The sequence below is a fragment of the Streptomyces sp. NPDC048643 genome (assembly GCF_040650615.1).
Taxonomy (GTDB): domain Bacteria; phylum Actinomycetota; class Actinomycetes; order Streptomycetales; family Streptomycetaceae; genus Streptomyces.
Genome location: NZ_JBEZHO010000021.1, coordinates 59,944 through 75,227, shown reverse-complemented (window position 1 = coordinate 75,227; position 15,284 = coordinate 59,944). Strand labels below are relative to the sequence as shown.

The 15,284-nt window shown below is 71.9% G+C and carries 11 protein-coding genes; 8 read left to right on the top strand and 3 right to left on the bottom strand.

Annotated features, from left to right (window positions below; translation table 11 throughout):
* Positions 1-153: 153 nt before the first annotated feature.
* The 5 genes from AB0C62_RS21795 (at position 154) to AB0C62_RS21775 (ending at position 9,265) form a co-directional block, all read left to right on the top strand.
* A complete protein-coding gene (locus AB0C62_RS21795) occupies positions 154-1,860 on the top strand; it encodes a serine/threonine-protein kinase (protein ID WP_362975548.1) in 1,707 nt (568 codons plus the stop codon).
* Positions 1,861-1,919: 59 nt separating this feature from the next.
* A complete protein-coding gene (locus AB0C62_RS21790; protein WP_362975466.1) occupies positions 1,920-3,563 on the top strand; it encodes a serine/threonine-protein kinase in 1,644 nt (547 codons plus the stop codon).
* 145 nt (positions 3,564-3,708) lie between these two features.
* Entirely contained in the window at positions 3,709-5,421 is a 1,713-nt protein-coding gene (locus AB0C62_RS21785; protein ID WP_362975464.1) for a serine/threonine-protein kinase, read from the top strand.
* 150 nt (positions 5,422-5,571) lie between these two features.
* On the top strand, positions 5,572-7,380 hold the full coding sequence (locus AB0C62_RS21780; protein WP_362975462.1) for a succinic semialdehyde dehydrogenase: 1,809 nt from the start codon (positions 5,572-5,574) through the stop codon (positions 7,378-7,380).
* A gap of 58 nt (positions 7,381-7,438) precedes the next feature.
* Positions 7,439-9,265: a GMC family oxidoreductase gene (locus tag AB0C62_RS21775; protein WP_362975460.1), complete on the top strand. Its 1,827-nt coding sequence runs from the start codon at positions 7,439-7,441 to the stop codon at positions 9,263-9,265.
* Positions 9,266-9,372: 107 nt separating this feature from the next.
* Here AB0C62_RS21775 and AB0C62_RS21770 read toward each other — a convergent pair whose 3' ends face one another.
* Entirely contained in the window at positions 9,373-9,621 is a 249-nt protein-coding gene (locus AB0C62_RS21770; RefSeq protein ID WP_362975458.1) for a hypothetical protein, read from the bottom strand.
* A gap of 220 nt (positions 9,622-9,841) precedes the next feature.
* Here AB0C62_RS21770 and AB0C62_RS21765 point away from each other — a divergent pair, with 220 nt between their 5' ends.
* The gene (locus tag AB0C62_RS21765; RefSeq protein ID WP_362975456.1) at positions 9,842-11,038 is read left to right on the top strand and encodes a hypothetical protein; all 1,197 of its coding nucleotides are present in this window, start codon (positions 9,842-9,844) and stop codon (positions 11,036-11,038) included.
* A gap of 554 nt (positions 11,039-11,592) precedes the next feature.
* Here AB0C62_RS21765 and AB0C62_RS21760 read toward each other — a convergent pair.
* The gene (locus tag AB0C62_RS21760) at positions 11,593-11,877 is read right to left on the bottom strand and encodes a chorismate mutase (RefSeq protein ID WP_081218947.1); all 285 of its coding nucleotides are present in this window, start codon (positions 11,875-11,877) and stop codon (positions 11,593-11,595) included.
* 327 nt (positions 11,878-12,204) lie between these two features.
* Between AB0C62_RS21760 and guaA the strand changes: the two genes are divergently transcribed.
* Positions 12,205-13,785, top strand: coding sequence for a glutamine-hydrolyzing GMP synthase (gene guaA, locus AB0C62_RS21755; RefSeq protein ID WP_362975454.1), 1,581 nt, complete (start codon positions 12,205-12,207; stop codon positions 13,783-13,785).
* Between the two features lie 26 nt (positions 13,786-13,811).
* Here guaA and AB0C62_RS21750 read toward each other — a convergent pair whose 3' ends face one another.
* Positions 13,812-14,282, bottom strand: a complete 471-nt coding sequence (locus AB0C62_RS21750; protein WP_362975452.1) for a pyridoxamine 5'-phosphate oxidase family protein — start codon at positions 14,280-14,282, stop codon at positions 13,812-13,814.
* Between the two features lie 195 nt (positions 14,283-14,477).
* On the opposite strand from AB0C62_RS21750, the gene AB0C62_RS21745 reads away from it, so the two are divergent.
* Positions 14,478-15,272: a class II aldolase/adducin family protein gene (locus AB0C62_RS21745; RefSeq protein WP_362975450.1), complete on the top strand. Its 795-nt coding sequence runs from the start codon at positions 14,478-14,480 to the stop codon at positions 15,270-15,272.
* Positions 15,273-15,284: the final 12 nt, after the last annotated feature.

The window sequence follows — 15,284 nt, the reverse complement described above, 5'->3', positions numbered from 1 at the left end:
AGCCGAGGACCGCTGAACACCGAACGGTTCCCTCCCGTACACGGAAGGGAGAACCGTCACAGTGCTGTCTCCGTACGACCCCGCTTGTTCCCTGTGCGGTGACCGATCTTTAGTCTGACCCTGTCAAGACCATTGCGGGGAAACGTGAATCAGATGCAGGGCCTGCTCCTTGCGGGCCGCTACCGGCTTGTGGACTCCATCGGCAGCGGTGGCATGGGCCGGGTGTGGCGTGCGCACGATGAGGTGCTGCACCGCACGGTCGCGGTCAAAGAGCTGACCGCCGCGCTGTACGCCGCCGAGGGCGACCGTGCCCGGCTGCTCGCCCGTACCCACGCCGAGGCGCGGGCCGCCGCCAGAATCAACCACTCGGCCGTCGTCACCATCCACGACGTGCTGGATCACGACAACCGGCCCTGGATCGTGATGGAGCTGGTCGAGGGCAACTCGCTGGCGGACGAGGTCAAGGACCGGGGCCGGATCGAACCGGCCGAGGCGGCGCGGATCGGGCTGTGGGTGCTGCGCGGGCTGCGCGCCGCGCACGCGGCCGGCGTCCTGCACCGCGACGTGAAGCCGGGCAACGTCCTGCTGTCGCCCGACCGGCGGGTGCTGCTCACCGACTTCGGGATCGCGCAGGTCGAGGGCGACACCACCATCACGCGCACCGGCGAGATCGTCGGGTCCGTCGACTACCTCGCGCCCGAGCGGGTGCGCGGCCACGATCCCGGCCCGTCCTCCGACCTGTGGGCGCTCGGGGCCACGCTCTACACGGCGGTGGAGGGACGCTCGCCGTTCCGGCGCACCTCCCCGCTGACCACGATGCAGGCGGTCGTCGACGAGGATCCCGAGCCGCCGCGGAACGCGGGTGCGCTGGAGCCGGTCATCGCCGCGCTGCTCAGCAAGGATCCCGAGGCCCGGCCGGGTCCCGCGGAGGCCGAGGAGATGCTCGCCGAGGCCGCCGAGGGCCGCCGTCCGCGGACGGCGCAGGCCCACGTAGCGACGGCCCGGCACCCGGAGACGCGGGTGGACCCGAACGCGGTCCAGGGGAACGGGCCCGGTGGAAGCGGCACGCATGGGGGTGGGACCCACGGTGGCCCGTCCTACGGGGGCGGGCCCTACGGGCCGTCCGCCACCGGAGGGGGAGGGCCCGCCGGGACCGCGTACCAGCCGCTGCCCGCGTCCGGCGGCCCGGTTCCGGCGAAGCGGCGGCGCGGCCGTACCGTCGCGCTCGTCCTGGTCATGGCCGCCCTGGTCGGCGGCGGTGGTGCCGTGGTCATGCGCTACGCGGACAACTGGCGGCACGACACCTCGTCCGTCTCGACGGGAGGGAGCAAGGGCGCCAGCACCGGCGGCAAGGCGACGCCGACGCCCTCGGACAGCGCTTCCAAGGCGCCGGGCGACAGTCTGCCCAAGGGCTGGGTGCGGGTGAAGGATCCCCTGGGCTTCCGCCTCGCCCTGCCCGGCGAGGACTGGGAGCGGACGGTCAACGGCTCCCAGATCGACTACAGCCCCGACGGCGGCCAGCACTTCGTCCGGATCGCCATCGACGAGTCACCGGACTTCGACGACCCGTACCGCCACCAGCTCGACCTCCAGCAGCAGCTGAAGAAGCTGAAGAACTACACGAGCGACGGTCCCGGGGCCAACACCTTCCGGGACTGCCGCGGCTCCCTCTGGGACTTCACCTGGACCGCCGAGGAGGGCAAGACCGACTTCCCGGGTCTGCGCCGCGCGATCGAGGAGACGTACATCTCCCGCAAGGGCGTCGAGTACGCGATCTACATGTCCTCGCCCCTGGAGGACTGGATCGTGACGCGTCAGCAGTTCGGCGCGGTCCTGCGCAGTTGGGCCGAGGCCGGATAACACCCACGGCGACGACACCGCTCCGGAGGGTCTCCGTCCGTTGGTGCATCATGGGGCCCATGGGGACCGAGGGGGAGAACGTCCGTTTGATCGCGGGCCGTTACCGGCTGGAGGCGAGAATCGGCCGGGGTGGCATGGGCGTCGTCTGGCGCGCCACCGACCAACTGCTCGGCCGTCAGGTCGCCGTGAAGGAACTGGTCCTCGACGACTCGCTGTCCGCCGAGGAGACCCGCCTCCAGCGTGACCGCACCCTGCGCGAGGCGCGGGCCGTGGCGCAGCTGCACCACCCGCACATCATCGTCGTGCACGACGTCGTCGTGGACGACGAACGCCCTTACATCGTCATGGAGTTGATCGACGGCGGTTCGCTCGCCGAGCGGATCTCGGCGCGCGGTCCCGTCGGCGCCCGCGAGGCCGCCCGGATCGGCATCGACCTGCTCGGGGCGCTGAGCCGCGCGCACGAGGCCGGTGTCCTGCACCGCGACCTCAAGCCCGCCAACGTCCTCGTCGAGGCCGGCACCGACCGTGTCGTCCTCACCGACTTCGGGATCGCCCAGGTCGCGGGCGCCACGACGCTCACCGAGACCGGCGCGTTCGTCGGTTCGCCGGAGTACACCGCGCCGGAGCGGATGGCCGGGGCGAGGACCGGGCCCGAGTCCGACCTGTGGTCGCTGGGGGCGCTGCTGTGCACGCTGCTGAGCGGCGCGTCGCCCTTCCGCCGCGACTCGCTGGGCGGCATCCTGCACGCGGTCGTCGTCGACGAGATCCGCCCTCCGGCGCAGGCCACGCCCCTGCTGCCCGTCGTGCGGGGCCTGTTGGAGCGCGATCCGGAGCGGCGGATCGACGCGGCCGAGGCGGAGCGGCTGCTGCGGGCCTTCCGGGACACCGGCCGCACCCCGCGGTGGTCCGCCCCGTACACGCCCACCCGGCGGGACAACCCGCTGCACCGGCCGGCGCCCAGGCCGTCGCCCCCTTCCGGTACGACGGACGAGCGCCCGCCCAAACAGTCCGCGCGGGGTCTGCTGGTCGCCGCCGCGCTGGTCGCCGCGATGGCCGGGGCGGGGGTGTCGGCGGCGGCCCTGCTGATGCACGACGGCGGTGACGGGAACGGCCCGCCGCCCTCGTCGAGCGCGCCCGGCAGCACGTCACGCACCCCCGGCAACGGTCCTTCGGCGTCCGGCACCGGACCGGCGTCGCCCGCCAGTGCCGCCCCCACGGTCACCCGCCGCGAACCCGCGACCGCCACCGGCTCGCGCCCCGCGCCACCCTCCGGATACCGGCTGGCGTCCGATCCGTACGGCTTCGCGCTGGCCGTGCCCGAGGACTTCACCCGGGACCCGCAGGGGGAGCGGGTCTTCTACATGTCGCCCGGGCAGGTCTTCCGTCTCGGCGTCAAGGTGTCCGAACCCGCGTCGGGGGGCCCGCTCGGCGTGATGCGACGGGCGGCCGACAAGGGGTCCTCCACCAACCCCGGTTACCGCGACGGCCGGGTCACCCGGACCACGCACGGCGGACACCCCGCCGCCCTCTGGGAGTTCAGCTGGAACGGCTTCACCGCGGCCGAGGGCGCCCGGCACACCTACGACCTGTGCTGGGAGGAGGGCGGCCGGATGTACGACGTGTGGGTGTCGGCGCCGGTCGGGCGGGTGACGGAGGCGAAGGAGTACTTCGACGTGGCCGTGGACACCTTCACCCGCACGTGACGGGCCCGTCCTGAACGGCCCCCGCGAAGAGCAGTTCACGCACAGGTGCATAAACGGGAGATAAGGGATGGCGTGCGTCACGGGTCTGTGACCGGCGGGCGACAGGGCTGGATAGCGACGGCCCCGCCGCGATAGAGATGGACCCATGAGCGACAACGGGGGAGTCCCTCACGGGGGCGAAGAACCGACGAGTTTCGGTCTGCAACCACCACGGCCCGCCGTGCCGGGACGGCAGCCGGAGGCGCAGGCCGCCGTGCCGTACCCAGGCAATCCGTATGCCACGCCCACCCGGGTCGTCCCGGAGCAGGCGCAGCCGGAGGAGCGGGAACGCCCGGCGCAGCCCGTGCAGGAACCGGGGGCCGGACGGCTCATCGCCGGCCGCTACCGGCTGCTGTCCAAGCTCGGGCACGGCGGCATGGGCACGGTGTGGCGGGCCAAGGACGAGACCGTGGACCGCGAGGTCGCCGTCAAGGAACCGCGCGTCCCGGACCATCTTCCCGAGCGTGAACGCGCCAATGTGTACGAGCGGATGCGGCGCGAGGCGCGCGCGGCGGCGCGGCTCGACCATCCCGCCGTCGTGAACGTCCACGACGTCGCGGTCGTGGACGGCCAGCCCTGGATCGTCATGGAACTGGTGCGGGGGCGCTCGCTCGGTGACGCCCTCCAGGAGGGCACCCTCGGCGTCCGCGAGGCCGCCCGGATCGGCCTGGAGGTGCTCGGCGCGCTGGAGGCGGCGCACGCGGCGGGCATCCTGCACCGCGACGTCAAGCCCGACAACGTGCTCCTCGGCCGGCACGACCGGGTCGTGCTCACCGACTTCGGGATCGCCCAGATCGAGGGCGAGACCAGCCTCACCGACACCGGCGGCTTCGTCGGCTCGCCCGAGTACATCGCCCCGGAGCGGGTCCTGGGGCAGCGGCCGGGTCCCGCGTCCGACCTCTGGTCGCTCGGTGTGGTGCTCTACACGGCGGCCGAGGGCGTCTCGCCGTTCCGTCGCAGCAACACCCCCGCCACGCTCCAGTCGGTCCTCAACTCCACGCCGGCCGCGCCCGCCTCGGCCGCGGGTCCGCTCGCCGAGGTGATCAACGGCCTGCTCGGCAAGGACCCCTCGCACCGACCCGGCGCGGACCGGGTCCGGCGCCTCCTGGAGGAGGCCGCGCGACCTCCGGCCCCGGCGCCGACGCAGGTCGTCACCGTCGCGAGCCCGATGGGGCCGACCGGGACCGGCGGCCCGGGCATCCGGCTCGGACGCAAGGCGCTGATCGGCGTGGGTGCGGCGGTCGTCGCCCTCGCGCTGGCGGCGTACCTGGTGATCGCCGACCCGTTCGCCGGACCGCTGCCCGACGGCTGGAGCAAGCATCACGTGACGGACGTCGCGGCGACACTCGCGGTCCCCGCCGACTACCAGCAGTCCACGCCGGACCGGTCCTCGGACAAGACGCACTGGGTCACGTACACCGACTGGAGCGGCAGCATCTCGATCGGGCTGACCCTGGCGAAGAAGTCGGAGGACGCGAACAAGGAGATCAAGGACTCCGCGGCGGCCGAGATGTACGCCGACAACGGCGACTTCAAGCAGAGCGGCGAGTACAGCCTGAGCATGCCCGAGGGGCCGCGGACGGAGACCGACGGGAACACGACCTACCGGGGCAGGAAGTCCGCCGAGAACACGCTGACGTACAAGACCACCGACAGCGAGAACCCGCGCCCGCGCGAGCTGCGGCTCTTCTACTACAAGTCGGCGGCCGGCGACATGTACAAGCTCACGGTCAGCTACCCGGGCAAGGGCGACTTCACCGATCGCGGACGCGAGGTCGCCCGGCAGGCCATCGCGAACCTGGACGTGGACAAGCTGTGAGCGAAAAACTGCGGCACCGGCGTTCGCCGTACCGACAACGCCCTGATCAGCGCGTTTGCTGCCAGTGATCGCTGGCGGTGTGTGAGTGGTCCGTGAAAGGACGTTACCGACGGGTACCCAAAGGGGGCGAGCGGGCATACCCTGCCGCTCATGACGGACTCGCAGGCCGCGGAGCAGGCCACGGAAAAGACCGGCACCGACGAGACGGCCGCCGCCGACGCGGCGGCCGGAGCCACCGCGCTGCCCGACGCGGATCCGGCCCCCGCCGCCGAGGCACCCGACGCGGCGCCGACAGCGGTCGCCGAGGCGCCGGAGGCCGTGCCGGTCCAGGTCGCCGCCGCCCCGGACGAGGTCGGCGTCAAGGCCGCACCTGTCGGCACCAACCCCCTCGCCCCCGCCCCCTCCGGAGCGCGCACCGCGGCGGACGTCGTGACCCCCGAGCTGGTCGCGCAGCTCACCAAGGGGGTCGTCGGGTCCGGGCGGACCGCCAACCACACGCCGTTCACCGGCGAGAAGCTGGCCGACCTGCCCGAGTCCACCCCCGAGGACGTCGAGAAGGCCTTCGAGCGGGCCCGCGCCGCCCAGGTCGCCTGGGGCGCCACCCCGGTCCGGCAGCGCGCCGCCGTCCTGCTGCGCTTTCACGACCTCGTGCTCGCCCGTCAGGCCGAGGTGCTGGACCTCATCCAGCTGGAGACCGGCAAGGCCCGGCTGCACGCGCACGAAGAGGTCCAGGCCGTCGTGGTCGCCGCCCGGCACTACGGCCGCAAGGCACCCGCGTATCTGCGCCCGAAGCGGCACACCGGCGCCGTCCCCACCCTCACCAAGGTCACCGAACTGCGCCACCCGCGCGGCGTCGTCGGCCAGATCGCGCCCTGGAACTACCCGCTGGAGCTGTCGGTCGGCGACGCGCTGCCCGCCTTCGTCGCGGGCAACGCGGTCGTCATGAAGCCCGACACCGAGACCTGCCTGACCGCCCTGTGGGCGCGTGACCTCCTCATCGAGGCCGGCCTGCCCGCCGAGGTCTTCCAGGTCGTCCTCGGGGACGGGCCCGTCGTCGGACCCGAGGTCGTCCGGCACGCCGACTACGTGTCGTTCACCGGCTCGACCCGCACCGGCCGCGAGGTCGCCCAGGGCGCCGCCGCCCGGCTCGTCGGGGTCTCCCTCGAACTCGGCGGCAAGAACGCGATGGTGGTCCTGGAGGACGCCGACATCGACAAGGCCGCCGCGGGCGCCGTCCGCGCCTGCTTCTCCTCCGCCGGCCAACTCTGCATCTCCATCGAGCGGTTGTACGTCCACGAGTCGGTCGCCGACGCGTTCGCGGAGCGCTTCGCCGCCCGCACCCGCGCCATGCGCCTCGGCACCTCCCTCGCCTACGGGGCCGACATGGGCTCCCTGGTCGGCGAGCGACAGTTGGAGACCGTGACGCGACACGTCGAGGAGGCCGTCGCCAAGGGCGCCACGGTCCTCGCCGGCGGTGTCGCCCGCCCCGACATCGGCCCGTACTTCTTCGAGCCCACCATTCTCGACGGGGTGGAGGCCCCGATGGCCGTCTGCGCCGAGGAGACCTTCGGGCCCGTCGTCTCCCTGTACCGCTTCTCGACCGAGGACGAGGTCGTCGAACTCGCCAACTCCACGCCGTACGGGCTCAACTCGTCCGTCTGGACGAAGGACGGACGGCGGGGCCGCGCCGTCGCGGCCCGGCTGCGCACCGGCACGGTCAACGTCAACGAGGGCTACGCGCCCGCGTACGGCAGCGTCCAGTCGCCGATGGGCGGCATGAAGGACTCCGGACTCGGCCGCCGGCACGGCTCCGAGGGCATCCTCAAGTACACCGAGGCGCAGACCGTCGCCCACCAGCGCCTGCTGCCGATGGCCCCGTCCCTCGGCATGGACGACGAGAAGTACGCGGCGTTCATGAGCCGGAGCCTGAAGGTCATGAAGGCGTTCCGGCTCCGGTAGGCCCCTGTCGTCAAGTCCCCCGCCCGGCCCCAACCGTTCTCGACGAGGAGAGCAGCACGTGTCACAGGAGAGCTCTGTCCAGGACCAGCCGGACGCGGCAGCGGACACCGGTGAGGGAACGTACGACTACGACGTCCTCGTCGTCGGCTCCGGCTTCGGCGGCTCCGTCACCGCCCTGCGGCTGACGGAGAAGGGATACCGCGTCGGTGTCCTCGAAGCGGGCCGGCGTTTCACCCGCGAGGCGCTCCCCAAGAACTCCTGGGACGTCAAGAACTACCTCTGGGCCCCGCGCCTCGGCATGTACGGCATCCAGCGCATCCATCTGCTGGGCAACGTGATGGTCCTCGCGGGCGCCGGGGTGGGCGGCGGTTCCCTGAACTACGCCAACACCCTCTACGTACCGCCGAAGCCGTTCTTCGAGGACCCGCAGTGGAAGGACATCACCGACTGGGAGGAGGAGTTGAAGCCGTACTACGACCAGGCCCGGCGCATGCTGGGCGTGCGGCTCAACCCGACGATGACCCCGTCGGACGTCCACCTCAAGGCGGCCGCCGAGCGGATGGGCGTCGGGGACAGCTTCCACCTGGCGCCGGTCGGCGTGTTCTTCGGCGACGGACAGGACGCGGACGGAGCGGCGAAGGCGACGGCGGGCCAGGAGGTCGCCGACCCGTACTTCGGCGGCGCGGGCCCCTCGCGCAAGGCGTGCACCGAGTGCGGCGAGTGCATGACCGGCTGCCGCCACGGCGCGAAGAACACCCTCAACGAGAACTATCTCTACCTCGCGGAGAAGGCGGGCGCCGTCGTCCACCCCATGACGACGGTCGTGTCCGTCACGGACGACTCGCGGGGCGGGTACGCCGTGCAGACGCTTCCGACGGACGAGCGGCGCAAGGGGGAGGGGCGGACGCTCACCGCGCGCCGGGTCGTCCTCGCGGCCGGCACGTACGGCACCCAGACGCTGCTGCACCGGATGAAGGCGGGCGGCCAGCTCCCGTACCTGTCGAAGCGGCTCGGCGAGCTGACCCGCACCAACTCCGAGGCGCTGGTGGGCGCGCAGACCGACGACCGCAGGTACCGCAAACTGCACGGAACGGCCAAGGCCGACTTCACCCAGGGTGTCGCGATCACGTCCTCGATCCACCCGGACGAGAACACGCACATCGAACCCGTCCGCTACGGCAGGGGTTCCAACGCGATGGGCGGCCTGTCCATCCTCCAAGTCCCCTACGCGGAGGGCTCGTCGAGGGTCGCGGGCTGGTTCGCCAACGCGGCCCGGCACCCGCTCCTGGTGCTCCGGTCACTGTCCAACCGGCGCTGGTCCGAGCGCACCATCATCGGGCTCGTCATGCAGTCGCTCGACAACTCCCTGACGACGTACCTGAAGCCCAAGGGAGCGGGCAAGGGCCTGTTGACGGCACGTCAGGGACACGGTGCCCCCAACCCCAAGCAGATCAAGGCGGCGTCGCAGGCGGCCACCACCCTCGCCGAGGAGATCAACGGTTTCGCGGGCAGCAACGTCGGCGAGCTGATGGGCACGCCGCTCACCGCGCACTTCCTCGGTGGTTGTCCGATAGGCGCGGGCGCGGAGGACGGGGTCATCGACCCGTACCACCGGCTCTACGGCCACCCGGGGATCTCCGTGGTCGACGGCTCGGCCGTCTCCGCGAACCTCGGTGTCAACCCGTCCCTGACCATCACGGCGCAGGCCGAGCGGGCGATGTCGTTCTGGCCCAACAAGGGCGAGGCCGATCCGCGTCCGGCGCCGGGAGCCGCGTACGAACGCCTCAAGGCCGTCGAGCCCTCCCGGCCCGCGGTCCCGGCGGACGCGTTCGGCGCGCTGCGCCTCCCGTTCCTGGGCATGCCGGCGGTGCCGCCGAAGGCCTAGCCCCGACGCGAAGAAGAACCACGCGAAGAAGGACCTGCGCCCCCCTCCGAGCGCAGGTCCTTCCTCGTGTACGGGGCCGAGGCCCGCGTGTGTGCTGTCCGTTCGTGTTACGCGGTCGCGTCACCGGACTTGCGGCGGCGGACGACGACCAGCGCACCGGCGCCGGCGACGACGGCGATACCGCCGGCGAGAGCGATGGTCGGCAGCGCGGAGGCCGACTCCGACGCGGATTCGGACACGCTCGCGCTCGGGGTGGCGTCGTCCTCCGCGAAGGCGGCCGGGGCGACCGACAGCAGCGCCAGCGGGGCTATGACAGCCGCCGCGGCCGCGGTGGCCAGGGCACGGCGAATCTTCATGAAGACCTCGGGAGTCCGGTGCGCGTCGACGCGAGGCGCACGGGTGGGTGGTGCGGACGAGGCCTCCGCTGTGGGGCGCGGGTGCGGCCGTTGGTTCAGCAGGTGTGACCGGCGAAGGCCGAGAAGGGTTGTCCGGTACTTCACAGAATTCTTATGTGGGCTGAGTCACATCCGTGTGTGCCTTGTGTACAGGCATTCGAACGGCTTAGAACTGACCCTCGTGTCTGAGAAGCAGCCCGAAGAAGCCGGGCCACCAGCGGTTCCTGACGATGTGTGGGAGCGTTTCGCGCGCGACAGCGAGCGCGACATCCGAAGCTCCGCGCCGAAGGAACCGTCCGCGCGGGCGCGCCTGGTGACGGAGCGGCTGCGTCAGGAGGACGCCCGGGAATCCGAGCGCGCCTCCCGCCGGATCTTCCGCAGGAGCCCGCCGCGACCCGTGCAGCCCGAGGGCTGGCGGACCGGTCCCGCCTGGCGCGAGATGGACGGACGCGCCGCCCGGCGCCGCCGGCTGTGGGCGGTTCTCGGCATCCCGCTCGCCGTCGCCGTCGTGGTCGTCGCGATGAAGCCGTCCCTCCTGCCGGGTGACCCCTTCGGCACCTCCGCCGAGGCCGCCGACCCCGTGAACGCCGCCCCGCTGCCCGTCGAGACCGCGGCACCCACCGCGCCGCCGTCCGCCGGTGACTCCGCAACGCCCACCCTGGACCGGCCGTTCGCCGGATCGCCCGCCGAGCGCTGGGCCGACGGCGCGGCCGGCATCGTCCTGCCCAAGGCCACCCCGGTCGGCTCGCTCACCGAGGAGCAGGTCGCCACCGCGCTGGACAACACGAAAAAGCTGCTCGTCGGCGCGAACCTCGACCCGGCGACGCTGCGCGGGGAGCGTCCCGCCGCGGCGGTCGCCGTCCTCGATCCCAAGGTGCCCGGCATGATCCGTGACGTGAACCGGTGGCTGCGCGCGCCGGACCGTGAGCACGATCCGCTGGTGCTCTTCAGCCGGTTCGACCCCGACGAGGCCCGCCCGGTCGGGAAGGTCGTCAAGACGCGTGGCCGGATCACGTTCAAGGCGGGGAAGAACGCGGCCGTGGTCGTCCACGCCGACTACACCTTCGTCTACCCGGTGACCCCGGCCGACGGGAACTCCACCGAGGTCGCCCGTACCATCGTGCGCCGCGTCGTCGACGTCGCGTTCTCCGACCCGCGGAAGTTCCAGGTCACCCCCGGAAAGGTGCGGATCGTCGAGTTCAGCGAGGACATCGGCAACTCGGCCTGCGACGTCTACGACGGCTTCCTGCACCCGCAGTTCGACTCGACCGGCTCCCCCGGAGCGGCACCGACCGGCCCGACCACCGACCCGTACGACCGCAGCCGTGACATCGGGAGTGCCACCACCGGCGGCTGCGGCACCGTGTCGCGCACCTGACCGCGTCCGCGTCCGGGCACGGCGAAGGGCCCCGCGGAACGGTGTCCGCGGGGCCCTTCTTCCGTCAGCACCGGCGTCAGGGCAGCGCCGGTGCCTGGAGGCGGCGCCGGGGGGGGGTGCGCCGCTGGTCACGGGGTGCTCGCGGCGAGGGGGCCGCGGCACGGATTCAGTTGTGCGCTGTTCTCGCTCGTGCGGATGTCGCGACGGCCTCCGCAACCGTCCGGCATCCCTGAACAGATTCCGCCGGGCGGCCCCGGGCGTCCCCGGAGCCGACCGTTCATGAGTGACCGGGCTGCTGTCCCCTGCCGTCCGGTCACACCACCTGGAGCGAGGTCCCACGACGCACGGCACGATCCGTACGTCTCATCGCTCCAGCGGAGCCACGCGTGGTTCTTTCGGGCCCGCCCCTGGCTGGCACGGACACCAGGAGAAACGAAGCCCGCGGCGCCCCGGTCACGCGCCGTACGGGTGAGAGGAATGCGTACGTGCGTGCGCCGGGTAAGGGGCCGTCCGCCCTGGACGCCGGCGGTCCGACGCCCTGCCGCCGCGAGGCGTCAGACCCGGCCGCGGCACAGTTCGAGGAGCGTCATGGCCAGCGAGGTGCCCGGCTTGCCGAGCGCCTCGCGGTAGTGGCCGAGGATCTCCATCTCGCGGGAGAGGTTCACCCGACGGCCGCCCGAGGTCATCCGGGCCTCCTGGATCACCGCCGAGACGGCCATCCGTTCCTGGACGAGACCGATGATCCGGTCGTCGAGCGCGTCGATCCGCTCACGGGCGCCGGTGATCACGTCGGCGGCCTCGTCGGTGCGGGCGCCGGTCTTGTCGAGTACGTCGGTCATGGCGGGGCTCCTCGGTGGAAGGGGTGCCCCGGAGCCGTCGGGCCCGGAAACGGCAGACGCCCCGGGCCTTGTCGGCCCGGGGCGCCTGGGAAGTCGCTTGTCAGTTGCTCAAGCAGCACGACCATGGCAGCCGGTGGGCCGGTTGCCATAGGTAAACAGGAACGTCGTGTGCGTGAGCATGACGGCAGTATGCACGGGCTCGCGGGCCGCGGCCAAGCCGGTTCGGATCGTGAGACCCGGGCCGGGAAACCGGGCGGCGCCACCCCCGTCGCGGCCCCCGGTAGAATCGCCCCTACACACCCTTTGCTCACCGCCGGAAGGCAGACCGTGCCAGAAGCGTCCCCCGCCGCCCCCGACACCGTCCTGGTCGTCGACTTCGGTGCGCAGTACGCCCAGCTCATCGCCCGTCGCGTCCGTGAGGCCCGGGTCTACAGCGAGATCGTGCCGAGCACCATGCCGGTCGAGGAGATGCTCGCCAAGAACCCGGCCGCGATCATCCTCTCCGGCGGTCCCTCGTCGGTGTACGCGGAGGGCGCCCCGCGCCTGGACCGCGCGCTCTTCGAGGCGGGCGTCCCCGTCTTCGGCATGTGCTACGGCTTCCAGCTGATGGCGACGACCCTCGGCGGCACCGTCGACAACACCGGCGCCCGCGAGTACGGCCGTACGCCGCTGCACGTCTCGAAGTCGGGGTCCACCCTCTTCGAGGGCACCCCGGACGAGCAGCCGGTGTGGATGTCGCACGGCGACGCCTGCTCCGCCGCTCCCGAGGGCTTCACCGTCACGGCGTCCACGGACGTCGTCCCGGTCGCCGCCTTCGAGAACGACGAGAAGAAGCTCTACGGCGTCCAGTACCACCCCGAGGTCATGCACTCCACGCACGGCCAGCAGGTGCTGGAGCACTTCCTGTACCGCGGCGCGGGCATCACCCCGACCTGGACCACCGGCAACGTCATCGACGAGCAGGTCGCCCTCATCCGCGAGCAGGTCGGCACCAAGCGCGCCATCTGCGGTCTGTCCGGCGGTGTGGACTCCGCGGTCGCCGCGGCCCTCGTCCAGAAGGCCATCGGCTCCCAGCTCACCTGTGTGTACGTGGACCACGGTCTGATGCGCCAGGGCGAGACCGAGCAGGTCGAGAAGGACTTCGTCGCCGCGACCGGCGTCCAGCTCAAGGTCGTGGACGCGGAGGAGCGCTTCCTCACGGCGCTCAAGGGCGTCTCGGACCCCGAGGAGAAGCGGAAGATCATCGGGCGCGAGTTCATCCGCGTCTTCGAGCAGGCCCAGGCGGAGATCATCGCCGAGGCCGCCGAGGGCGAGGACGTCGCGTTCCTCGTGCAGGGCACGCTCTACCCGGACGTGGTCGAGTCCGGCGGCGGCACCGGCACGGCCAACATCAAGTCCCATCACAACGTGGGCGGCCTGCCCGAGGACCTGGAGTTCCAGCTCGTCGAGCCGCTGCGCCAGCTGTTCAAGGACGAGGTCCGGATGGTCGGACAGGAGCTCGGCCTGCCGGACGAGATCGTCCAGCGCCAGCCGTTCCCCGGCCCCGGTCTCGGCATCCGTATCGTCGGCGAGGTCACCAGGGAGCGGCTGGACCTGCTTCGCGCCGCCGACGCCATCGCCCGCGAGGAGCTGACCGCCGCCGGTCTCGACCGGGACATCTGGCAGTGCCCGGTCGTCCTGCTCGCCGACGTGCGCAGCGTGGGTGTCCAGGGCGACGGCCGGACGTACGGCCACCCGATCGTGCTCCGTCCGGTGTCCAGCGAGGACGCCATGACGGCCGACTGGTCCCGTCTGCCGTACGACGTCCTGGCGAAGATCTCGACACGCATCACGAACGAGGTCGCGGACGTCAACCGCGTCGTCCTCGACGTGACGAGCAAGCCGCCGGGCACCATCGAGTGGGAGTAGTCCTCCCGCGAGGGGCTTAGAAAGCCCTAGGTCCGCTTGAGCGTGCGCACCGGCGCGCCGGGCTTCCAGACCTGGACGACCAGATACTTCTCGTCCTCGACGCAGGTCCGCGTGACCTCCGTCAGCTCGGTGCGGAAGAGGTGGAACGGCTCCGGCGGTTCCACCTCTTTCACGTACCCGGCCTTCGCGGGGTCGTCGTCGCCGACCTCGACGGCCCGGCCGCTCACGCGGACGTCCCCACCGCCCATGTCCGTGCCGGCCCCCGGGTTCGCCTGAAGCGCGAAGCGCGGGTCGCGGAGCAGGTCGAGGGCCTTCAGCGAGTCCGGCATCATGCCGAGCCACAGCTCGCCGCCGACGAAGCGCACCTCGATGCCGGAGGTACGGGGCGAGCCGTCCCGGCGGAGGGTCGCGAGGGTGTGATGGGTGAAGGCGCCGAAGCGGTGCTCGACCGTGGCGGCGAGGTCGGGTTCGGCTGTGGAGAGGGCTGCCCAGTTCATGGTCCCGAGTCTGACGCCCATACCCGACACCTCCTGTCGTATTTCCGACGAGTCCTGGCCTTGTGCCGTCCTCTTCCCGGCCCCGTTCCGTTTTTTCTCCCCAGGAACACCATCTCTGCCCGGACACCCCTGTTCTCCTGCGCTGACCCCGGGTAACTTCCGCTCCGTACCGAACACGCCAGTGCTGGAGGACCTATGCACGGGCCCACCCCGCCCCTGCCCCGCCCCACCGACCAGCTGCGGTTCGCCATGCCGCCGATGCACGAGTCACTCGACGACGAACGGCAGCACCGCAAGGAGCGGCTGACCGGCGCGCTGCGCCTGTTCGGGCGGCTCGGCTTCGAGGACGGTGTCTCCGGGCACATCACGGCACGCGACCCGGAGTACAGCGACTGCTTCTGGGTCAATCCCTTCGGCATGCCGTTCAAGCACGTCACCGTGAGCGACCTGGTGATGGCCAACCAGGACGGCCAGGTCGTCCAGGGCCGGTATCACGTCAACCAGGCCGCGTTCACCGTGCACTCCCAGGTCCACGCGGCCCGCCCCGACGTCGTCGCCGTCGCCCACTGCCACTCCGTGCACGGCCGCGCCCTCGCCTCCCTTGGCGACCTGCTCGACCCGATCACCCAGGAGAGCTGCGCCTTCTACGAGGATCACGCCCTCTACGACGCGTACACCGGCGTCGCCGTCGACGCAGAGGAAGGCCGCAGGATCGCGAACGCGCTGGGCAGCCGCAAGGCGCTCGTGCTGCGCAACCACGGGCTGCTGACCGTCGGGGACTCGGTGGACGCCGCGGCCTGGTGGTTCCTGTCCATGGAGCGCTCCAGTCAGGTCCAGCTCACCGCGAAGGCCGCCGGCCGCCCCCTCCTCATCGACCACAAGCAGGCCGTCGCCACCCGCGAACAACTCGGCGGCGACCTCGTCGCCTGGATCAACTACCAGCCCCTGTGGCAGGACATCAGCCGCAGCGAACCGGATCTGCTGAGCTAGGGCTGCGCGCCG